Source organism: Halobacterium sp. NMX12-1 (assembly GCF_040435975.1).
Taxonomy (GTDB): domain Archaea; phylum Halobacteriota; class Halobacteria; order Halobacteriales; family Halobacteriaceae; genus Halobacterium; species Halobacterium hubeiense.
Window position 1 is genome coordinate 47841 of sequence record NZ_CP159206.1, and the last position, 22368, is coordinate 70208.

At 56.2% G+C, this 22368-nt stretch carries 18 protein-coding genes and 2 pseudogenes; 10 read left to right on the forward strand and 10 right to left on the reverse strand.

All coding sequences use genetic code 11. The features are described from left to right. Nucleotides 1-61 precede the first annotated feature (61 nt). Nucleotides 62-3262 carry a PD-(D/E)XK nuclease family protein gene (locus ABSL23_RS16970; RefSeq protein ID WP_353635635.1) on the forward strand — a complete coding sequence of 1067 codons (3201 nt, stop codon included), beginning with the start codon at nt 62-64 and terminating at the stop codon, nt 3260-3262. On the opposite strand, the gene ABSL23_RS16975 is transcribed toward ABSL23_RS16970, so the two are convergent. Beyond that, nucleotides 3259-4488, reverse strand: a complete 1230-nt coding sequence (locus ABSL23_RS16975) for an RNA-guided endonuclease TnpB family protein (RefSeq protein ID WP_211087670.1) — start codon at nt 4486-4488, stop codon at nt 3259-3261. The two genes, ABSL23_RS16970 and ABSL23_RS16975, sit on opposite strands and share 4 nt — an antisense overlap. A gap of 100 nt (nt 4489-4588) precedes the next feature. Between ABSL23_RS16975 and ABSL23_RS16980 the strand changes: the two genes are divergently transcribed. The 4 genes from ABSL23_RS16980 to ABSL23_RS16995 all read left to right on the forward strand — a co-directional run bounded on the left by ABSL23_RS16980 (nt 4589) and on the right by ABSL23_RS16995 (nt 11730). Further along, nucleotides 4589-8230 (forward strand): UvrD-helicase domain-containing protein, encoded by a 3642-nt coding sequence (locus ABSL23_RS16980; protein WP_353635636.1) that lies wholly within the window; start codon nt 4589-4591, stop codon nt 8228-8230. Nucleotides 8231-9055: 825 nt separating this feature from the next. Beyond that, nucleotides 9056-9856 (forward strand): hypothetical protein, encoded by an 801-nt coding sequence (locus ABSL23_RS16985; protein ID WP_353635637.1) that lies wholly within the window; start codon nt 9056-9058, stop codon nt 9854-9856. Between the two features lie 553 nt (nt 9857-10409). Then, on the forward strand, nt 10410-11423 hold the full coding sequence (locus ABSL23_RS16990) for a GNAT family N-acetyltransferase (RefSeq protein ID WP_353635638.1): 1014 nt from the start codon (nt 10410-10412) through the stop codon (nt 11421-11423). 184 nt (nt 11424-11607) lie between these two features. Then, complete coding sequence (locus ABSL23_RS16995) at nt 11608-11730, forward strand: hypothetical protein (protein ID WP_285255079.1); 123 nt, start codon at nt 11608-11610, stop codon at nt 11728-11730. Between the two features lie 5 nt (nt 11731-11735). Here ABSL23_RS16995 and ABSL23_RS17000 read toward each other — a convergent pair whose 3' ends face one another. Both ABSL23_RS17000 and ABSL23_RS17005 read right to left on the reverse strand, forming a co-directional pair. After that, complete coding sequence (locus ABSL23_RS17000) at nt 11736-12095, reverse strand: DUF5615 family PIN-like protein (protein WP_353635639.1); 360 nt, start codon at nt 12093-12095, stop codon at nt 11736-11738. A 1-nt stretch (nt 12096) separates the two neighbouring features. Continuing rightward, nucleotides 12097-12390, reverse strand: a complete 294-nt coding sequence (locus tag ABSL23_RS17005) for a DUF433 domain-containing protein (protein ID WP_353635557.1) — start codon at nt 12388-12390, stop codon at nt 12097-12099. A 107-nt stretch (nt 12391-12497) separates the two neighbouring features. Between ABSL23_RS17005 and ABSL23_RS17010 the strand changes: the two genes are divergently transcribed. Continuing rightward, entirely contained in the window at nt 12498-13133 is a 636-nt protein-coding gene (locus tag ABSL23_RS17010) for an IS6 family transposase (RefSeq protein WP_353633913.1), read from the forward strand. A gap of 55 nt (nt 13134-13188) precedes the next feature. On the opposite strand, the gene ABSL23_RS17015 is transcribed toward ABSL23_RS17010, so the two are convergent. Beyond that, a complete protein-coding gene (locus ABSL23_RS17015; protein WP_353635558.1) occupies nt 13189-13746 on the reverse strand; it encodes a hypothetical protein in 558 nt (185 codons plus the stop codon). A gap of 278 nt (nt 13747-14024) precedes the next feature. On the opposite strand from ABSL23_RS17015, the gene ABSL23_RS17020 reads away from it, so the two are divergent. The 3 genes from ABSL23_RS17020 to ABSL23_RS17030 all read left to right on the forward strand — a co-directional run bounded on the left by ABSL23_RS17020 (nt 14025) and on the right by ABSL23_RS17030 (nt 15874). Further along, nucleotides 14025-14978 carry a ParA family protein gene (locus tag ABSL23_RS17020; RefSeq protein ID WP_353635559.1) on the forward strand — a complete coding sequence of 318 codons (954 nt, stop codon included), beginning with the start codon at nt 14025-14027 and terminating at the stop codon, nt 14976-14978. Next, the gene (locus tag ABSL23_RS17025) at nt 14975-15364 is read left to right on the forward strand and encodes a hypothetical protein (RefSeq protein ID WP_353635560.1); all 390 of its coding nucleotides are present in this window, start codon (nt 14975-14977) and stop codon (nt 15362-15364) included. The genes ABSL23_RS17020 and ABSL23_RS17025 overlap by 4 nt, the downstream gene beginning before the upstream one ends. Nucleotides 15365-15490: 126 nt before the next feature. Beyond that, nucleotides 15491-15874, forward strand: a complete 384-nt coding sequence (locus tag ABSL23_RS17030) for a hypothetical protein (RefSeq protein WP_353635561.1) — start codon at nt 15491-15493, stop codon at nt 15872-15874. Nucleotides 15875-16006: 132 nt separating this feature from the next. Here ABSL23_RS17030 and ABSL23_RS17035 read toward each other — a convergent pair whose 3' ends face one another. From ABSL23_RS17035 to ABSL23_RS17045, 3 genes are all read right to left on the reverse strand, one after another. Beyond that, complete coding sequence (locus tag ABSL23_RS17035) at nt 16007-16720, reverse strand: DUF6338 family protein (RefSeq protein ID WP_353635562.1); 714 nt, start codon at nt 16718-16720, stop codon at nt 16007-16009. 12 nt (nt 16721-16732) lie between these two features. Then, a complete protein-coding gene (locus ABSL23_RS17040; RefSeq protein ID WP_353635563.1) occupies nt 16733-16936 on the reverse strand; it encodes a hypothetical protein in 204 nt (67 codons plus the stop codon). 201 nt (nt 16937-17137) lie between these two features. After that, nucleotides 17138-17356: a hypothetical protein gene (locus tag ABSL23_RS17045; protein ID WP_353635564.1), complete on the reverse strand. Its 219-nt coding sequence runs from the start codon at nt 17354-17356 to the stop codon at nt 17138-17140. A 97-nt stretch (nt 17357-17453) separates the two neighbouring features. Here ABSL23_RS17045 and ABSL23_RS17050 point away from each other — a divergent pair, with 97 nt between their 5' ends. Next, nucleotides 17454-18503 carry a tyrosine-type recombinase/integrase gene (locus tag ABSL23_RS17050; RefSeq protein WP_353635565.1) on the forward strand — a complete coding sequence of 350 codons (1050 nt, stop codon included), beginning with the start codon at nt 17454-17456 and terminating at the stop codon, nt 18501-18503. 82 nt (nt 18504-18585) lie between these two features. Here ABSL23_RS17050 and ABSL23_RS17055 read toward each other — a convergent pair. From ABSL23_RS17055 to ABSL23_RS17065, 3 genes and pseudogenes are all read right to left on the reverse strand, one after another. After that, nucleotides 18586-19584 (reverse strand): annotated as a pseudogene (locus ABSL23_RS17055) (IS630 family transposase). A gap of 257 nt (nt 19585-19841) precedes the next feature. Then, nucleotides 19842-20369: pseudogene (locus ABSL23_RS17060) on the reverse strand (permease); the annotation flags it as partial. A 40-nt stretch (nt 20370-20409) separates the two neighbouring features. Further along, complete coding sequence (locus ABSL23_RS17065) at nt 20410-22167, reverse strand: Na(+)/H(+) antiporter subunit D (RefSeq protein WP_353635566.1); 1758 nt, start codon at nt 22165-22167, stop codon at nt 20410-20412. Between the last annotated feature and the right edge of the window lie 201 nt (nt 22168-22368).

Genomic DNA, 22368 nt, shown 5'->3' on the forward strand with positions numbered 1-22368 from the left:
GAATACGCATAGAGGAACCAATAAAAATGAAGTGAGAGCGATATCTTGAGGACTGTATTCGATGACCTCTACGCTCCTAACTGGTTCTCAGCATGCACATTTAGAGGAGGCGGCTTTTGAACGGGCTGCGGAGATTGCTGAGAATTCACTAGGGAGTGTTCTCTACATCACCCGGAACGACGCTCGTCGAAGTGAAGTTGAGGACAATTGGGCTACGACGCACGACTCTCTCAGTCTTCGTGCCGAGACGCTCGACGCAGTCGTTCGGGAGTGGTACGAGCATCTCCACGGTCCGGTCCAACCGCTCTCCGGGCAGCTGAACCGTCGGCTCGCGGAGTACGCGCTTGACCGAACAACAGCCGAGACAGATGGCGCTCTTGCTGGCGAACCGGCCTCTGCCGCCCTCGCTGATTCGTTCAGTAGCCGCTTCTCACTCTTCGACGACGCCGGCGTCGGGGCCCCCGACGCATTGGCAGCTGAGTTTGAGGGCTCTGCTCTCGATGACCGTATCGCGAAAGCCACTGTCGACGCGTACCGACACTACTGGGATCTCCACGGCGACTATGTCGACGAGTGGGTCTGTACCCGGGGAGAAATGTTCGACGCCGTGGCGACGGCGGAGCAGTCACTATCGGCGTTCTCCCCGGAACTGGATGTCGTCATCCTTTCGGGGTATCACGAGTTCCGTCCTGTCGAACGCCGCCTCATCGAACGCCTCGTCGACGAACTTCCAACGATCGCACTGCTGCCACTTCACCAAGATGGTCGGAGCGGAGTCGACGCCGTTGCGGAGGACGCCTTGGAGGTCTACGAAGCACTTGACTTTGAAACAGTAGAACTCGAGCCTGTCGACGAGTCAGGGCGGGCCTTCGGTACGATCACCGAGTCGCTCTACCGCCCGGATCCCGACACCGTCCCTGCTCCAGACGCGCTCCGGTGGCGTGAACTCCCGACGCCCGAGCGCGAGATTCGCTTCGTCGCTCGCGAGCTCCGGACTGAGTTGGCCAATGGTCGCGACCCCGACGACCTGGCTGTCGTCGTCCCGGGGACGGAGGCCTATTCGGGGTACGTCGAGGACACGTTCGATACGTTCGACATCCCGCACGTCACGACTGCCGCTTCACAGCTGAACCAGACGTTCACCGGGAGCATCGTACACGATCTCTTGAACCTCGCCGAACCCGACCCGCGTGCCGAGGATCTCACGTCCTTGCTGGCGAATCCACTGGTCGACGTCGTCGATACCGACCAAGCCAACGCCGTCACGGCATCTGCTCGCCGGCGTGACACCGTTTCTGTATCACCCCTGCTCGATGACGTCGACGACGACGCGGAGGCACTGATCGAGGATCTACTGTCCACATTGGAAACGGTCCGAACGGGGAACGTCGAAGATGCGACCGAGACGCTCCGCCGGCTGCTGGACGGTCAGTTTGACGTAGAGGCAGCAACAGAGGACTACGCCAGCGGCGCCGAGCAAGCTGTCGAACAGCGGGCCTACGATCTCGTGGACGAGGTCCTCTCCTCGTTCGAGTCGCTGGAGGGGGTCGATAGCGACCTCTCTCCGCTGGCGCTGTTCACCCGTGCTTTCGATGGTGTACCGATTCGAGTCCCGCAGAGCGCTGCTGGCGGCCACGTCGAAGTGATGGGGTTGCTCGACGCGCGGATGCGATCCTTCGAGAAGGTGGTTCTCGTGGGACTGACGAGCGAGCACTTCCCAGTGACGCCGGAACGCCCGGCCTTCTTCGAGGAGATGACCGACGCACATCCGCGGTTCGACACCGGCGACGAGCGCCTCCGGGGGCGCTATCTCTTCGCGACGCTCCTCGCGAACGTCGACGAACTCACGATCACCACACCAGAGACGGGCGACGACGAATCCGCCGTCGTCCGGTCCCCGGTCCTCGACGAACTCCAGCGCGTGACCGGCATCGAACCCGAAGGCGGCGTCGACGACCGCGTGGGATCCCGCGAAGATCTGCAGCGACACGTCGCTGCAACAGACGACCGGCGTGCGGCAGTCAGCCGCGCCGGCGACCGGGGTGACCTCTCCCCCGAGCAGACCAAGCGCACGGATCGAGGACTCCACTGTGCGGACAACAGGGGAACGGCTGGCCTCTCTGAACACGATGGCGTGTTAGATCCCGAGACAGTCGATGAGGTATACCCTCCGTCGGAGCGGGAACCCTACAGCGCGAGCCGAATCGAGCGATACGTCGAATGTGGGTTCAAGTTCTACGCCGACGAAGTTCTCGGAATCGAGGACCCCGACGATGTCGAGGTGGTCCCCACACCGCTCGAAACCGGGTCGTACGTCCACGACGTCCTCGAACGGTTTTTTGCGGATCTGCAGGACGAGACCGAGGATGGTGTCGATCTCACGGACTTCGACCGGGACGAACTGGCGACGCATCTTCGCGAGATCGCTGTTGAGGAACTCCGGGATGCTGACTTCGAGTACCACGGCCTGTTCTACGAGCGGTGGAAAGCGGAGCTGTTCGCGGGCCTCGGTGACGATGGGAGCGCTCCGTACGATGCCGGGGCCAAACCCCACGACGCACCGGAACAGGGGTTGTTCGCTACCTTCCTTGACAACGAACTCTCGCGGGACGGCGCTGACCGACCACACTTGTTCGAGGCCCCGTTCGGCGAGGGACTTCCCGACTCGGATGCTGGGCCGTTCACAGTTGAGCGACCGGATGGTTCGACCGTCTCGATTCGTGGATACATCGACCGCGTCGACGTGAGCCGGGACGGCGAACAACCGACGCTCACGCTCTACGACTACAAGACTGGACGGGCACCGTATATGACGAAGACGACCGGCGGCACGAAGTTCCAGCTCCCCATCTATCTGCTTGCTGCCGCCGAGGTCGTCGACGGTGATCTGTTCACGGAGCGCTCGCTCTCGGCGACATACTATCAGGTGCGACCGCCAAACGACCTCAAGGTTCCACGCGGCGTCGAATCGAAGTTCGATTCAGAGGTCGAACTCCGCCGGTTCCTGAACGATGTCGTTCCAGAGTGGTTGGGCCAGATCGACGAGGCGATCGGCAACGGACGGTTCCACACGACGCTTCTGTCCGCCCGCGGAGCGAACTGCCGATACTGTGACTACCGTCGGGCGTGCGATGTCCGCCATCACCGCAAGCAGGAGTTCGTCGACGAGGTTCACAAGGACGACGCAGCGTATGTTCCGCTCCGTGTTCGCGACGACGAGGACATCGAGACGGTGATGAGCGGTAGGTCAGCCAACGATTAGCTTGGATGGCTTTCAGCGTGGACTCCCGCTCTAACCGAATCTGGTACGGACTGTAAGCCGTTCGCGTTCAACATCCCGCTGTTCAAGCGCACACCTACGGGTGCGCCTCCTTCGCCCCCAGTCTGGTTGCGAAGGAGTCGATAGCCGATGTTCTTCGCCGCGTTGTAGTCTGCATGGTTCTCGTATCCACAGGACTGACAGCGAAAGGTGTCCTGCGATTGGCGGTTTGACTCGTCTGTGAAGCCGCACGATGAACACCGTCGAGACGTGTTCTTCGGGTTTACCTGCTCAACCTGAACTCCTCGTTCCTCGGCCTTGTATGAAACGTAGTTGAACAACTGACGGAATGCCCATTCGTGGAACCGTCGAGCCTTTGGAATACGATTTCGTATGTCGGTCAGATTCTCAAACGCAATTACCGTACATCCGTTCGAGATCGCTTCTTCGAGCAGCTCGTTTGCTACGCGATGAAGTGATTGCTCGAACCGACCTGTCTTCTTTCGGCCGACCGCTTGAACGTTTTCGTGGGCCCACCTCGTTCCACACTCCTGTAGAGATTTCTGACGCTCAACGTACTCCCGTCGCCAATGGTTCAACTCGTCAGCAGACCAGAAGACGCCCGTCGAGGTGACGGCGATATTCTCGACCCCGAGGTCCACGCCGAGAACCGTTCCGTTCTCGTCGGGTTCAGGTGTTTCCACGTCCGCCTTTGTTCGGATGTGGAGGTAGAAGTCACCCCGCCGGTAGTGGAGTGTTGCACCGGTCTGTTCCCACTCGTCGTCTTGTAAGTACTCTGTGTGAGGAGTGTCTCGGTCCTCGTCAGGGAGGACATAGTTGGCCGTGATGCGCCCGTCGACGGTGGACAACGAAGCGTGGTCGTTGTGGAACGTGGCGTTGCGCTGATTGTAATCACAAAATCGTGAGGTGAATGTCGGCAACGAGGCGTACTCACCTTTGGACCACTTGCCAACCACACTTTGAATCGCGTCGATAGCACAGTCACGGGCTGATTGGACGTGGTTGCTGTGAAGCCGGGTCTTTTCACGTACGTCGTCGTACGTTTGCTCGTGCAGGATCGATGAGCGAGTCTCGGCCCACTCCCCATCCCATGCTGCGTCCACGACGTAGTTCGCTGCCCACAGGAACTCGTCAATCGTCTCGTGAAGGAGGCCGGCCTGCTCGTCGGTCACATCAAGTTTGACCTGGACGGTCCGGCGGACCTCCATACTACCAATTGCGTCTCTATGATGAATAAGAAATACGGTCCAGCAAGAAAATGGTAGAGCAATATGACTGGTAACCCGCTGTCTTACACCTTCTCCATCTATGACTGATGCCTCCGAGGAGATTCAGCTCACAGAGGAACAGGAGGACGCGCTCGTCCAGGGCCGGAACGTCGCGATCACTGCCGGCGCCGGGACGGGGAAGACGACAACGCTCACCGAGCGGTACGTGACGATACTGGCCGAGAACCCGTCACTCACACCGGAGAACATCGTCACGATCACCTTCACGCGAAAGGCTGCTGCCGAACTGACCGAGCGCGTTCGAGAGGAGGTGTACGACCGGCTCGAAGCTGTCGACTCACCAGAGGCCTACCACCGCTGGCGAAACGTCCTCGACGATCTGGAGGACGGCTATGTCCACACCATTCACGCGTTCTGTACCCGGCTCCTGCGAGAACGGGCCGTCGAGGCTCCGGTCCCGCTCGGCTTCGACGTACTCGATGAAGACGGCGCTGCGACACTCCAACGCGAAGTCGTGACGGAGTTCCTCGAACGCAACCAGGACGATGATGACGTCGCGCTCCTCGCTCAGCTTTGGGGTCGTGACCAGCTGGTCGATGTACTCGCTGGATTACTCGATGAGCGCCCACAGAGCGAGGCGGTCCTCGAGGAGTGGCGTGATGCGGAGGTCGACGACTACGTCGATATCTGCTGGGAGGTCGTTTGTGATCTCGACGTCGCCGACGCCCGACAGACGCTGTATGCGAACGGACTCCTTGAGCAGCTACGCACGGTCGCGAACCGCGTCGACCGCGAGGCCGATATCGCCGACGAGGACGGCCTTCGGGCCTACCGGACCTTCACCGAGGTCGCGACGACACTCCCAGACGACCCGGGGGAAAGCGATTCCCGCGACTGTCAGCGGGCAATCCTCGACCTCTACGAGGCCTGTGAGAAGAAGAACGGCGGCCTGTACAGCAGTTCGGGGTACGTCGTCGGTGACCGGGACGAGTGGAATGAGTATGGTGACGTCTACGACGACCTGAAGGACGCTATCGACGCGGTCATCGCGGCCGTCGAACCGCACGCGGATGCGGTCGAGACGACACCCGGTGAGCTCGAAGCAAACAGCGCCCATTACGCGCTGGCTCTGATGCGGGTCTTCGACGACGTCCTCGCCGCCTACGCCGACGAGAAAGAGCGTCGCGATACGCTCGACTTCCCCGACGTGATCGAGACCACCCTTGAGTTCTTGCGAACGAACGATGCCGTCACGGAGCGGCTTCGAGAGCAGTTTGCGGCCGTGATGGTCGACGAGTTCCAGGACACGGACCCGCGACAGTGGGAGTTGATCAAGCTCCTCACGGGCGTTGACGAGCAGGCGGCGTCGAACGTCTTCCTGGTCGGCGACGAGAAACAGAGCATCTACGGATTCCGTGGGGCCGACGTGACGACGTTCGGGGATGCGCGCAGAGAGCTCCAGACCGTCAACGAGGCTCGTGGGGTTGACGACGTCCCCGATAGCGAGGCCGAGAGTCCGACCGCGCTCGAACTCTCCGGGAACTTCCGGACGCTGGACGAGCCGCTGTCGTTCCTGAACGAGCTCTTCGAGTATCTGTTCCAGCCGGAGGGTGACCGCCACGAACCCTACGAAGCGCCACCGCAGGAGTTGACCACGCAACGCGACCGTGTCGAGGACATCGAGGGACTGACCGGGAGTGTCGAGTATCTCGCTGTCCCTGACGACGCTGACACGGCGGCAGAGCTCTTCGGCGACGACCATCCGGTCGCCGAAGGCGCGCTCGACCACACCATCGAGGCCGAAGCGCAAGCGCTCGCTGCTCGACTGACCCACCTGTTCGACGATCCGCCACAAGTCCAAGACCCCGACACGGGTGCTCATCGCGACGCTACGCCGGACGACACAGCAATCCTCCTTCGCCGGCGAACCCATCTGGATCGGTATCAGCGCGCCCTTGAGGAGTACAATATTCCCTACACTGTCGTCGGTGGCGTCGGGTTCTACGATACGCCTGAGGTCCAGGCGCTCACGAACCTGCTTCGAGTACTCGGTGATCCACAGGACGATGTCTCCCTCTACGGGGTGCTTCGGTCGCCGCTGTTCGGATTCACCGATGATCGCCTCGCACCGGCTGTCGCAGTGGCTGATTCAGTGTGGGACGCGCTCGCCGAGACGGACGACCCGCAGCTGTCGGACGCGTTCGATCTTCTTACGACGTGGCGGACCCTCAGCGGCTGTGCGACGCCGTCCGAAGATGGCGTCCTCCCGTGGAACCGCCTGCTGTCCCGGGTGATCGACGACACCGGGTATCTGGCAAGTGTGAGTGCAGATGAACGCGGTCGACAGGCCGTCGCGAACGTCGAGAAGTTCCGCGATCAGGTCCGTACTTGGAGCGAGAACGGTGTTCACACCGCTGCCGGGTTGCTCCACCGGATCGACCGCCAAGCCGAGATCGACCCTCGTGAGGGTGAGGCAGATATTCCGGGTGACGCCGAGGGTGTCCGGATTATGACGATCCATTCAGCGAAGGGCCTCGAGTTCCCGATAGTCACTGTCCCCGATCTCGGGAGTGACCTCAACTTGGGTCGCTCTGTGGACGACTATGGGTACGTTCGACTCGTGGATGGAACTGATGACGCGCCGCCGGTGCCGGCGGTCGGTGGGCCGAATCCGGGCGATGCGTTCTCCATCGAGAAGACGGCCGTCCACGAGTACGCCGACCGACGGTCGCGTCCACAGGAGCGGGCGGAGTCGAAACGCCTCCTCTACGTAGCGTGTACACGAACGCGGGATCACCTCCTTCTCTGTGGCACGCACGACATCGACGTCGACGAGTCTGGCGCCATCGAACTCGGCGAGCCTGCAGCCTTCGACGACGCAGACCGGTGGCGCGACTGGTTACAGCCAGCCCTCCTTGACGGAGCTCTCGTCGCCGAGGCGGTTCGTGACGGACAGGCCCGTGGTGAGATAGATGGAGCCAGCTATACCGTTCGCAGGCCGCCGCGCCCAGTAGACTGGCACACCGATGACGACGCTGTTGATTCAGCGCCGGAGATCTCGATTCCTTCACCGCCGTCGCTCGCGCCGGCGAAACGGATCGCGGCCACGACGCTCGTGAATGCGGTGGCGGATGCGTCTACAGACGGCCACAGTTACTCTCAACGTGAGGAGTCGCCGGGCCTGAGTCCAACGACGTTTGGGACGGTTGTCCACCGGATCAACGAACTCCGGCCTCCGAGAGACGAGTGGCCTACCCTGGTCCGCCGTTTGAGTCGGATGGCCGGTGAGGAGCCGACAGAATCAGATCTCCGTGATGCTGTCGATCACGCTGCTGATGCGGTTGAATTTGTGGACCAGGTTGAGGCTAATTCCCAGCTTCAAGCGGTCTACGACGAGTATTCTGTTGTCGCTCGCATAGGTGAGTCGCGAATTGTTGGTGATATCGACCGGCTGCTCGTTACTCCAGACGCCTTCCACATTATCGACTACAAGACCAACGACCTCTCAGCTACGACGACGGATGAGCTCGCAGAACATTATCGACCGCAGATGCTCGTGTACGCGTTGGCTCTCCTACAGCATAGTCCCGATCGCAGTATTCGTGCTTCACTCCGATTTACCGATGCCGGCGTCGAAGAACGGTTTGAATGGGACCCGAGTGAGTGCTCTGTGATCGAATCTGCCCTTCGTTCTATGGCTGAGTTGCTTCCTGAAAATTGATTCTTCGATTAGAATAGAAGTCCTCGCCAGACGAGGGTACTCTAGCTCCATTCCTCCAACCGGTGTGACTCTCTACTCATTCCACGTAAGCTGGTCAACGGTTGGAAATTCAGATTTTGCTGTCTGAGGCGGGTTGTAGTATCGGGATTTGATATCGTAGTACCCGAATTCGGGAGGGAGACGCGCACACGCCGTTGCCAGACTTTTGTCCGCAGTGTGGGTAATCACACGAATTCGGGCATTTGCGTCGAACAATCGAACTGCCAACGCGACCAACGATGCATCCCGCCAGTTGTTCGTCTCTGGATACTTGCTTTGCTGGTTGAGAATCCTATCTGCAACGAACCGAGCTTTCTCAACCGGTCCAGCACTACTATCAAACCCTTTTGTTCGACCACCTGGAAGCGGTGTGGCTACCCGAAGCCATCCCTCTTCGATAGCTGCATCGAGGTCTGGGTTCGTAAAGTGTAGTCACTCTCCTCCGGGTATCCTCTAGTATGTCTCTTTTAGAAGTTCAAAAAACGCCAATAATATTTTTCTTGCTGGACAGATATTTAACTCCCCTTATCTACCGGCCATGTTTAGTTAAGGATGAAGAGTGAGGTGAGAGTGGTTTCTGTTACCCGTGGCTATGGGTCCTGCAACTAGCAGGCTCCAGACACGGACGCGCAGTTCAGCCCATAGTGTGGCTAAGGCCACCAATCCAAAATACTCCCCACGCCCAGATCAGCTTCCATCCGCAGGTGCCCCGCTAACGAGGATTGTTTATTGAAATCCGGCTGTGAGGCAGATTTTTATCAATCTGGAAGTATCTTGTTCTATACCATGTTTATGGGGTATTCGTGGGAGTGGTGGATTACTCAGGCTTTTCCTGGACTCGGTGGTGTAGCGAGCCTGATTTTAGTAATCTATTATTCTCGCCTGATAACGGAGACGCGAGAGCAAACATTAGCCAGTAAAGCGTCTTATGCGCCAAGCTTGGACACGACCGTTGACTTCCGAGAAGACGAGGTAGAAGTGAAAATTGTGAACCGTGGGAATGGTGGAGCGAAAGGGATTATGATGGCATTTGATTTTACTGCTTTTGGTGAAACTGTAGGTTACTTTGTTGATTTTGACACAACACTTGGCCCCGGACAGGCTTTGGAATACGACAGCCAGTCTGGGACGGTTATTCTGACACCCGTAGTCTATCAGATTACCGAGCAAGGAGACCTATTTGCAAAGCACGTGAGGCTTTCTGAATTGTTCGAAGCTCATCCAGATGGTTATTTCGAAGTGAATATTCGATATACCGACTTAATTGGCCAAGAAGAGTATACTCACCAACTAGAATCTCTGCAACTAAAGAATCTCTCTGAACCATCGATGAGTTCGATTTCTACTTCGAAGAGCCTGCCGGGGAGATGGGCTACTGGCCCTCAGAAAATCACACTCTTTGGTCCCGCCCACATCCCTCTAAAACAGCGTCTTCTCAGAGCTTGGGACCGGCAGCGAGAAAAGATACGTCAAAATAACCCCCTTGATCAGAAACAAGATGAGGGGAAGCTACATATCGGGCCTGCACTCAAAGAAAACATCTCAGCATCTGTAGTACCTGCTGAAGACTCCGAAATTGAATCTTAGAAGTGGCTTTCTCGGCGTAGCATCCCAACATTCGCATGCCACTCCACGGGGTTTCGCATCGAGAGAACTGGTTTTCGAGATGTGCACACGGGATCGGGGAATCCTGTGTGAACAAGGCGTTGGGTAGATTGGCGGCTTCACTCATTCAGACGCTGTTTTGCGATGATACTGTGTTGCGAACAGGACTTGTTCACATGACAGGGAAGACTGCGAGTAGTTCAGCCACCATTACCTTAACCAACACTCATGGGTAGAAATCCCAGTTGTTGGTTAGCTAAGGCACCGGAATAGAACCGGAGCGTGTGGCTAAGGTTACCGGTCCAAAACACCCCGTACCACCTTTCAACCATCTTAACGAAATCAGGGACAGGCCGAGCGAGATTTACTGAAATCCAATTGTAGTAAAGCCCCGACAAATATTAGCGGGTTTCTCGTGTATCTGGGGTAGCGACACATGATCACTAGAGATAATTTAGAGAAACTACCCGATCATACGGAGCAGGTTGAACAGATCGCTTCAAGATCTAATGTCCAAAAAGTCATCCCGCAACACATGGGCGGTGACGAGAAAGGGCGATTCTGCATCTCATTCTTTGTTGTGCTCGAAAATAGCGTGAATGTGTTCTCTCTTACAGAAGAGGACGCGAGTCCCGGATTTGAGAAGGTTTATTCATTCCCCCTCCAGAGCGATGTTGACCTCTCCGGTGAAGTCTGGGACGCTTACGCAGTATTCCAGTGGGAAGACCGAGTTGAAGCAGACAAGGCGAAAAAGACCAGTAATCTGTACGCTCGACAGTTCACTCTTGACGAAAAAGTTCCTGAGTCACGGATTCCAGACATTGTTGAGAATGCCTCATGGGGGGAGGAGAAGGAAACGCTTCCAGAGTGTGACTGCCACCAGCAACCGACGACAGAGAAGCAAATTGACCAGTTAGGACTGACTGTCGGGGTTTGCTCAAACTGCCAGCGGGCGTACCGCCTCCAATTACCTCAGGGAAGTGCGTCAACGTATGAATCTTCACTGGACTTCGAGTGGTTAGACGGGCCGTTCGCGCCCGGAACCACACCGTATGCGGACGAAAATCTACGATTCTACGAAACTTCGCCTGGGTCTGAAACGGTAGGTGCTGATGCCACCTTACACGGACTATCTCGTGAATCTCATGCCGAGTTCCCGAACTTTGGATTTTACCCCGGCGAGGGAAGTTCTGGCCTGCTAATTGGAGACCAGGAAATTGAGCGCGTTGTTGGGTATCTACTGTGGAACCGTCCCAGGGAAGTAGATCATCCCTGCCTTCAGCAACTATACATCCGCCCGGACCATCGTGGGGAGGGATATGGAAAAGCACTCCTCACAACGTGGTTTGAAGAATTTATCTCGGAGAGTCGGTACTATGCGATTGAAGTGAGCGACCGAGGCGAGCAATTCCTTCGGCAAGTTGGTCATCTCTCTGATGGCAAAGACTGCTCGGCGATCCCCGCCCGCCCGGTCGGTGCTTGGGACACAGAAGGCTCTGAGATTAGCGACCGAGCGGTGACCGAGAGAATGCGAAAACAGGGGTATTAGGCAAGTTAATCCAAGTAAACACGCTTTGAACATCTTACCCCTCTGACCCACGGGTTTGCGCGTCGTTGCCAGCGATTTCTGGTATGTACACACGAAACCACGAGTTTCGTGTGAACGAGGTACCTCGTAGATCGTCCTGAGGATACGCCGTAACTCCTGTTTTTACGTTGTCAGCGATGGCGCGGTGGAGATCAAGGCCGCCAACGGCGAACTCGAACTGTCGTTCGTCACCGACGGTGGTCGTGAGGTCACAGTTGAGTTCCAAGGGGACGCGCGGGAAGCCATCGAGGATCGACTGAACGAGTAGCCGCGTTACTCCGTAATCCAGTCGTCTAAGTATTCCGTCCGAGATTGGAACGCTTCTCGTGACGGATACGCTTCGACGATATTCTCTATTGCTTCGGCGACAGCGTGCGGTGGGTGGGCGTGGTCAGCGATGAGCACAATTCCGCGGTGGTCGTCTGCATCGATGGCCGAGAAGTCAGAGTAGTCCTTCGTGACGATTACGTGACCACGCTCGTGCGCGTAGGGGAGGACATCCGGGAGGTCATCGACCCCTGGATTTAGGACGTCAACGACGAGCTCCACGAGATAGCCGCGACTGTCTAACTCGCGTGCGACGTCGCGGCTAACGTTCTCGTCCAGGAGAAAGCTCCACTGCGAGGCGCCCATATCAGGACGGCGGATTGATGCCGTCTGGGCGGTTCGAGGCGATATTATCGCGCAGGTCCCGCAGGTCGCTTTCACGACGTGCTCGGGCAGCCTGCATCTCTTCCGGGTTCTCGTAGTAGTACGCTAACGCCCGGTAGACGTCAGCAACGTCCAGAGCGTATTCGTCGGCGACGTCCTCCGGGTCCGCCCCGAGCTCCTTGACGCGGTCGTGCAGCTGGAGCACCGAGATTCGGCGACCCTCGATGTGGGGTTCATCGAGGAGCTCCTGTGTGACACGTGGGGCGTGCTGAGGCATCTGTACATCCACGCTTTGGGTGCCGACACATATAATTCCTGAGGCTCCGCACACGGCGGTGTTCACATAAGGATGAAGAGTGAGGCGGAACGATTTTTGAGTGGTCTATGCTCGAAATCGCCCGCCTCGACGGTGGTAGCGACTGCTTCGAGTTAGATTTTCTGGAGCGAGAGGCGACACCCGAGCCGGCGATGAAGCTCGGTATCCGACTCCACCTGGCCGGACTATCACTTTCGGATACCGTTTCAATTCTCGATAGGTTGGGTGTCGAACGCTGTCGAACCACCGTTCACAACTGGGTGCAGAAGGCCGACCTACAGCCCCTCAATGGTGCGAACCCGGATCACGTCGCGGTCGACGAGACCGTGATCCAACTCAACGACGAACGATTCTGGCTGTACGCCGCAGTCAATCCCGACACCAACCGCTTGCTGCACGTCACGCTCGCTCCGACGAGAAATCAAGCGATCACCGAGATGTTTCTTGCGGAACTCCGCGAGAAACATCTCGTCGATGACGCAGTCTTTCTCGTCGATTCTGCACCGTGGCTCCAAGCAGCACTCCATCGACACGGCCTCGATTACCGATACGAAAAACACGGTAATCGGAACAGCATCGAACGTGTTTTCCGAGAACTAAAACGCCGAACCAACCAGTTCTCAAACTGTTTCAGTCACGCCGAAGCAGATACTGTCGAAAATTGGCTGCAAGCGTTCGCCTTCGCATGGAATCAGCTAATCTGAACACTACCCCGCACACACTCGATACGTAGCCTACGTCCCGGCCGAGAAGGCGTGTCTACTCCTCGGCTGGCTCCTCTAAGGGGAGGTGGCGCTTGTGGACAATCGCGAGTTTTGAGTCGGTGTCCTCCGCTGTCTCTATCCGGTCGATAATCGCACGTACCGCCTCAAATTCAGGAATTGCTTCAAACTCATCACCGTCTATGTCTGCCCGCGTCTCGCAACGAGTCAGGTAAAACTCCAGTGTGTACGACGTCCCGACGGTCGCCCATACGGTATCTGTCGAGGCGGTCAGTTGACTTTCCCACAACTCCAGGATGCGGCGAATTTCAGCCCGTTGCTCCTCCGGTGACGGTAACTTGCCGCCCTCAGCAACGGACCCTTTGTTGGCGATTTTCCTGAGATCGTCTCGGTCGAGAAGGGGGCTTTTCTCCCAGCCGTCCGGCGTGTCACGTTCTGTTTCGAGTAGTGTGAAGAAGTCCTCGAGCTCGCTCCGATGAAGGACAATCGGGTAGCCCGGTCCGTAGGTGTCACGGGGGAATCGTTCGTTGGAATCCTGTTCAAGAGTGTCTGGTTCGGTATTGTTCGTTGTGAGGAGATCTCGAATCCAACCCATTATTTCGGGCAACACTGGTCCGATATATCAGTCTTCTGTAGGTCGCTATCCGCCGTCATCGGTGTAGGTTAGGTAAATTCTATGCAGTTTGGAATTCTTACAGTGTACGAAAATTACATAATTCCCACACACTACGAAGGGTTTATAATGTCTACAATTTCTATAAATCTGGCGATTTAGGAGCCACACCACCATAATTTCCAAAAATTATGCAAACTCCAAAATTCCCCAAAATCGCGCAAAGTTTTAAGATGGAAGGAATTATAGAAATTACCACGATGGGCAAGCCAACACCCCGCGCCGTCTCATTCGCGATGCTCAAAGGCGGCTTCGGCAAATCAATCTGTGCAAACACCCTTGGCGGCGTTCTCGGCGATCGCGGCCACAACGTCCTCGTCGCAGACCTTGACCCAGCAGGCCACCTCTCCACCGGCCTTGGCTACTACACACGCGAAGACGAAGACAAAGTCGATCTCGGAGACGTCCTCCTCAACGACGCTACCGCCGACGAAATCATCAAACACCCCGGCTACGGATTCGACTTCATCCCCGCACTCAACCTCGAACGCGTCAACGACGACCTCGCCCGCGAGGACGTCTTCGCGAGCGATATGAAACTCAAAAACGAGCTCGTCGACGTGCTGCTCGGCGACGACTACGACTACATCCTTTTCGACGTCCCCGGCTCCCGGAACAAGCTCGTGAACAACGCAGTCGTCGGCGCACCGAACGCGATTCTCCCCCTCATGCCGGCTCCAGAAGCCCTGAACGGCCTGCGGGAGACGTCGAAGAAGCTCGTGATGGACATTCGGCAAGCCTTCGATTTCGAGATTCTCGCAACCATCCCGAACAACCTCTCCCAACGGATCGACCAGCGGACGAAGGACCGCAACCTGCTTGAGTCGATGAACACTGACCCTACGTTCGCCGCCTACCTTGAAGCTGGCCGCCGCGCCTCTTGGGAAGGCAGTCAGCCCGAGCTCCACGATGGCGTCGACGTCGAGGAAGTCCTGGACGAACACATCCCGTCGTTCGCGCGAATCACACCCGACCAGTGGGAACAGATCGATAACGGGGACCTCCATCTCAAGCCGGGCATCCGGCATTCCAGCGAGTTCGGGGACGCCTACGAGGAACGCCAGCCCCTGACGGCGTACAACCCAGAGAATCCACAGCTAGAGCATTTCGAGACGCTTGCTGATATCGTCGAGAACGGAGGGATTCAGGCATGAGTGGGTTTGACCTCGGCGAGAGTGCGGAGGATGCAGACGACGACCCGGCCGAGCAAGAGCCGACCGAAGACCCGGAGCAGACGGAGGCGCCGGCAGAGGACGCCACCAGCGAGGAAGAGGAGGAAGTGAACCCGAAAGAGGAACCACAGTTCGGGACTGAGGACGTTCGCCAGTATTCGACGTACCCGCGCGAGGATACTCTTGAAGAGTTCCAGCGGGTTGATACGGCGGAGGTGCAGCCGTTTCTCGTCTCAGAAGGTGTCAAGAACGTTGAAACGCGGGAAATCCATGATGCGCTCTATCGGATGGCCATCGAGAATCCCGAGCGCCTTGGGGAGTTGATTATGGAGGGACGTGGCCTGGACGCAGACGACGAGGAGAATTAAGGGAATCGGCCAGATAGCGTTTGTATGGGCCATCCCTAACCAGCATTTGATTTTATTAGAGCACTCCCAAACGCAGAGGTAGGCGATTCAGTTTTCGTCGATTGGTGGGTGCGCACATCACTTGAAGTGGATAAATCAGACAATCTTGGGGAGCACCCTGAGGCGTGGAATCACGGACTAACACTTCCACCAGTGTTAACGGAGCTTTCTGAAGAGGAGTTCGTCAGTATTCTACCAGCGGACGACCGTCTAAACCTGAATGCGTTTGCGATTGGTCTTGGATTAGAAGATATAGAATACGAGCCAGAGAAGTTCTCTGGCGCAATATACTACCCTCAAGGGTTAGAAGCGAAGATAATCCTTTTCCCGAGGGTTGTCTTCTCCGTAGCAGATGATGAAGAAGAGAGTGTCAGAGCAATCAATAAAATTCTTGAGAAACTTGAGGGGCTTGGATTAGCCGAATTTTCGGATGTTAGTACGCAAACAGGGCGGATAGCGGACTTCATTTAGCACGATTTCGGACCGGTTCCCGCGACTGAATGACGACCTGCAGGAGAAGGAATCCCGAGCGCCTTGGAGAGTTGATTCTGGAAGGACGCGGGCGTGATCCGGACAGTGAAAGTTGTGGTCAGTAGCTAAATGCTATTGAAATATTGACGGACGTCGCCTGTACCACGGTTTAGAGTTATCATCGGCCTCTTCGTCGTTGATATGACTATTGGGGCTCGTTTCCTCTTCCTCTGAGTCGACCTCTGAGACGACATGAATCTGTTCGATGTCATCTTCAAAAAAGAGAATCTTTTCCAGACCCATCTTTGACCAGTCACTCCCATCCCATTCGGCAGGACGGCCCAGAGCAAGCTGGCGTTCATCCCCCGACTCACTCCACTCAACAATATATCCCTGATACCACGAATCAGTAGTTAATACTCGAACGACGAACGCTGTCCTCAGCGAGCCCTCCCAGGGTTGGTGTGGGTGGCTATTCACGTCAAACCGTCGCTGAAGTCTATTGCGAGCGGCATAGGTGAAATCGCCACTAATAGCAATAGCCCCCAGAATTCCGACCACTACGGAGAGAAGTGCGAGTATGAGAACACGCTCTGGTCGAAATCCGCCTTCAAAGAATAATCCGACTGCTGCTGTTGGGTCGGTGATTTCCCCGCCAAACAGTGTGTAACCCCAGAAGAATAGTGGATCGATGATGAACGCTGCTGCAATACTCGCACCGAGTAGTCGCCCATCGGAGAGGGTCTCTCTGAGACCGCCAAATATGATAAGGGTATAGACTGCGATGAAACCGGGTGCAACAACGATTAACGATAAAAGGACATTCTCCGGGGAAATTGCTGGCATTAGGGCAGGTCTCTACTCGTCTTCAGTACTCGACTTGTCGTCTGTTTCCATCTGCGTCGGGATGTGTTCCGGAGACATCGTGACGTGGTCTGCGTCTTCAGGGATTTCCCGCTCACCACCGAGAGCTTCTTGCTCACCGCGAGAACGGGAGTTAGCAATTATTTCAGAACGGTTTGTTTGTTCGTCAGTATCCTGATTTTTGCCGTCATTACTCATGCAGGGTATTTTATTACCAGTCTGGGATATTAGTTTCCCCGCTGTTGCAGAAATTTTGTATAGCGAGATGTACTTTATACCTCTGCTTATTCAGTCATAGTAGGCGTTTCAGGGCTCGAGGGTCGTGATTTCGCTCCGACGGAGTTGGTTTGGTTTAGGACAGTAAAACAAACCAGAACTAAGGGGGTGGCCGCCCTCCGGTCAACACGAACGATGGACATCCCACAGCGAGCGTCTATCTCCCACCAAAACGTCGATGCTGGCCCAATCGCGAAACGCGCCGTCGTAAACAACAGCGAAGTCGTCGCCTGTGATGGCTGCGACGAGGACCTCGATACCAGCAACTACCATCTCCATACGACCCTCAGATTCGGCGCTGGCGGTGGCCGAGGCGTCCGCTACAAATCCTTCGTACTCCACGATGCGGAGTGTTTCAACGCGTGGAAGCGTGATTTAGATGTCTAACAACGACGCTACTCCTGGGGTTCGCGACCTCGAAACCCTCCTCGACGACCGGATGGTCAGCCTCGAAAGCCCACAGACCCAGCAAATCACGAGGGTCGCCGTCAACAACCTGTTCCAGTTCCTCACCGAGAACAACGACGTCGACGCCGTCGAGGACGTCGACGAACAGGACGCCCGAGATTGGGTTATCCACCTCGTGAAAGACGACGAGCTCGCCGCGAACTCCATCCGGACGTATTTCGCGCTCGCTCGCGCCACCTTCGGCTGGTGGCAACGCAGCGGCGAAATCGACCAGAACCCGCTCGCGACGACCACCGCCGAAGAAGTACTCCCATCGAAGAGCAACGACGTCGAGCAACAATTCTGGAATGCGGACGCCCGCGAACGATTGCTCAACTACGTCGACGAACGCGCCCATGCCGCCCTTGAGGACAACGCCAGCAACGCCGCACGCGCGTTTCGGGACCGCTCCCTCGTCTACATCCTTGCGGATACCGGCGTCCGTGGCGCGGAGGTCTGTAGCGTCAGTCGCGACGACCGACGCAACGGCCTCCGGTGGGAGGACGTCGACCTTGAGAAGGGGATGATGACGGTCCTCGGGAAGTCAGGGGACGAAGAAACGGTATCGCTGCCAGGGGTGACTGCGGAGAAGCTGGGGCGCTATCGGCGGCTCATCGACGCTCCCGACGAGTGGCCCGTCATCTCGACCGGGGACGCAACCTCGAAATACCGGGCCGTTCGCGAGCAGCTACGCGAGCGTGGGTACGAGGACGAGGAAATCGAGGGCGTCCTGGAAGACTGCGAAATCGACGAGGTGCTGCGCGAGTACGAGATTGCGCCGCCCGCGTTAACTACGGAGGGCGCGAGAACGCTCTTGAAGCGGCTTTGCAAGGAGGCAGACGTCGATATTGACGGGGATTATTTGAAGCCCCACGGCGGCCGGCGTGGGCTCGGAGACGAACTCTACGGCGAGGTCGCCGCCGAAAGCGCACAGGAGGTCCTGCGACACAAGTCCATCGAGACAACGCATGCCTCCTATCGAGATCGGCACCCAGAGGACTTAGCAGCAGATATCGAGAAGGTCCGTTACAAGAGCGAGTAAGTTGGGTTGAGGGAGTGGTCTAATCTTGAAGGCACCCTTCTACTGGATTGAATAAGTCCACTCTGATATCCTATAGTAGACGTTAGAAGTAATTGCTTACTTTTGGGACGGAGAGCTGATTGAGAGCGGAGTCGATCGCTGTTGTTAGCTCGCTGAGCGAGTCAAAGAAGCGGTTACTAAGTGCCTTTTGCAGCTGTCTCCAGCATTCTTCGACCGGATTCAACTCCGGTGAATACGAGGGTAACGTGGCGAAGGCGAGGTCGTCACGGGCCGTCAGGTCCGTAACAGCCGACGCCTGAAAATACGGCGCACCGTCCAACACGACGATCAAGTCATCTTCGAATTCTTTGCATACTGCTAAAATGAAATGCTTTGCGTGTTCGGCCGTGACGTACTCGGTAAATCGAGAGAAGAAGCGATCACCGTCCTCGATGATCGCGCCCAACAGACACGTCCACTCACGTTGGCCAGACAAATCGACCGAGGGCCGCGCGCCCTGTGGAAACCACGCGGCACGCGGCTCAACTTGCACGGATTTCTTGGTTTGATCGATACAGACTACGGTGGCGTCCATTTCCCGCCGCTTTTTTGAGCTCGTCGTGGAACGCTTCGTGCTCGTCTTCATCGGCTTCGGCGGCTGAACGGCGTGGTTTCTGATAGCTCAATCCCGCTTCTTTCAGCAACCGCCGACAACTCGGGATTGAATACTGGACGCCGTAGGTTTCTTCGAGATACTGTTGGGCAAGCGCCGGCGTCCACGCCGGCGCGTCGATCCCGACGCTTCAGGTGGATCGTGAACGGTTGCTTCGAATTCTTCTTGCTGTGATTCTGAGAGTTTCCGTTTTCTCCCAGTTCGTTTATCGTCAGAAACCGCTTGCTCAAGCGAGTTGTCGGTGTCGAGTCGCTTGAGCCAGCTGTAGATGGTCCGTCGCTGCACGTCGTACCACTCGGCTAGCTCGGTCTGCGTGACACCATTCTTGTATGCGATTGCCGCTAAGAGCCGTTGTGTCGGCTTCTTTCCGTCCACGTTGTCGAGAGCGTCTTGCAATTCCTCGACGGCGATCTCGTCGAGATGATCCACTACCACTTACAACAGTCTCCGAGCGAAAAGTTCTAGCGGTTACTATATTGTATCCCTCCGTTAGTTCGGGTCTCAGGTAATACTACGTACTAACCATTCAATGCGGTTGTGCCTTCGACAGACCCTTTCTGTCGGCCGCCCTTCTTTTGAATCCCTACTTAGAACGGTCCCGAACCGAATTACCCGAAGGACAACGGGGGGTGGAATGACCTCTTCTACACTGACCGATCGTGGCGTCGGTCATTCCCTATTGCGGGTTAATTCGACATAGTCGGGTGATCTTCACCACTGCGTTCCCCGCTGCCGACTGAATCTTGTTTGTGGAGCCAGTAGAGGAACGCGAAGAACGCCGTCGCGAGGACATTCAACACGAGCTTGTAGTTGAGCTCGATGGACACTTCGGCAATCTGGGCGGAGGCTCGCGAGGGGATGAGGCCCAGGCTCAGGAACAAGAAGTGAACCACGAACCCGGCGATAACGGCGCTGACGAAGATCATCAGGGACAGCACCGCCGCGAACGTTGTTCCGTAGTACTCGTCGTAGGCCTTCATGATGGGCGGGACGATGAGGTCTGCAAAGATGTACGAGAGCACCGACCCGAAGGGATGCCCTCGCGTCCACAGAACGGTCCCGAACGGGACGTTGCCGACCGAACAGACGAAGGTGACGACGCCGATAATCGCTCCCAGCGTGGCTGTCCAGAGGACGTACACGGGTAAGCCGAGGACAGCCCCGGAGAAGGCGCTGGTCCAGACGGACTCGGGGATGAACCCGGCGATGAGACCGTCTATGCACGCATTGAGAATCGTAGTACCTTATCCAACGTTAACTAAATAGCAATACAAACAACATAAGTGCGAGGACTAATACAATAATGGCAATTGATTGGCCAATGCCTGCTCTAAAAGTACCTGGTGTTACATCTTTGTCCAGAGGCTTAGCAGTGTCTGATTGTTTCACAAAGGCTGTAATACGTCTGACTCCTAACTCGGGATTAGTAAGGAGCCATCGAGTCCCTGTGGTGAGACGCACCATAAATTGATCGATGCGAGCAAATGAGTTGGTGACTCCGCGTACTATTGCTTTGGTCCCAAAGAAAACAGCGGGATTGTAAATATCGTCGAAATCTGGAATGCGGCCAATTCGCTTGAGTGGCCGACGTAAGATAGCAAATCCAAGAATACCTACTATCGCAAGCTCAAGACCCTCACTGATATGACCCAAGGTGAATGTTTCATAATGAATCTCTGACCCAAAGGGGATGATACTGAACAATCCACTGGGGTACACTCCGAAGATCACACACAGGCCTGCTACTATCGCCATCGCAACTTTCTGTCCCCGGGTTGCGTCGTAGATCTCCCCGTCGTAGTCGCCGTGGAAAAACACATAATAGCCCAGTTTGATAAACGATAGGAACGTTCCTACGCCGCCCAGTATCAATAACCACCAGAGAGTCTCCATCTCCTCGTACTCGGCGGCTGATAGAACCATCCCTTTGCTGACGAACCCGTTAAAGCCTGGGAATCCTGCGATTGAAAGTGCCGCGATAGAAAAGGCTACCGTCGTTACTGGTAACTTTCTCGCGAGCCCGCCGACGCGTTTCAGACTTTCTTCGCCAGTTCGATAAATTACGACGCCGACGGTCATAAACAAGAGGCTCTTGTAGAGGATGTGATTGAAGACGTGACCGAATGCACCAGCGGTGGCGAGTGTTGTTCCAATTCCAACCCCTGCTATCATGTACCCGACCTGTGATTGAATATGATAGGAGAGAAGCCGTCGCATATCACTCTGCATCAGAGCCATAAATGCCCCGAAGACGGCCATTCCGCCACCCATATAGGCAACTGCGAGCTGTCCGTCCGGAAAAATTCGATACATCACATAGACTCCCGTTTTCGTCGTATAAACACAGAGAAAAACGCTCGCAGCGATGTGGGGCTTAGGATATGTGTCAGGGAGCCACGTGTGGAGGCCAATAAATCCGACCATAGTGCCGACACCCACGACAGCCAGCACTTGAGGGACAGTACCGACGATGCCATCAGCCGCAGTAAACAAAAACGAATTAACAGTTGCGTATTGCCAAGCGATCGCTGCCAATAACAGGCTCCCACCAATTCCATGCCAGAGTGCATACCGGAAGCCCGCTCGAACCGCCCGGCCGCCGTAATACCAGACAAGTAGCGTACTTCCGACCGACATTAACTCCACAAAGAAAACAAGCGTCAACCAATCACCTGCGAACACGGCCCCAATGCTAGTTCCGACGTAACTGAGGGCAAATGCTGTCTGAACGGTATCGGCATCACTCGCATATGAATAGATAATGCCGATTGAGCCAATGAATGCGAAGATACCGCCCATCAATCGAGTAAATGAGTCGACGTACAGGAAAATGGTCGAAAAGCCGAATAAACTTCCAGATATAAGTGCACCCTCTGGGAGGAGCCAAACGTACGGTACAACGACAGCAGTCGCGACCAGACCGAGAGCATGACTCGTCCGACGGGAGAACACTAGCGAAAGAATCGCAACGAGCAATATAGGCACGAACGGTGGTACTAGTGGTAATACCATTAGTTAGAACAGTCTCGATTGGCTGGGCGCGACTCGTGTACTTCATTGAAGGCGATCGTGTGCATCCTCGCCCAACGGGAGTTGGCTAAGCTCACCATTATCTTATTTTTACTTGTATATGACATGGCGTTCAATTAATTCATTTACATTATAGAAAAGAACTCCGACCGAAATAAGCGTTGTGACGAGGTAGGCAATCAG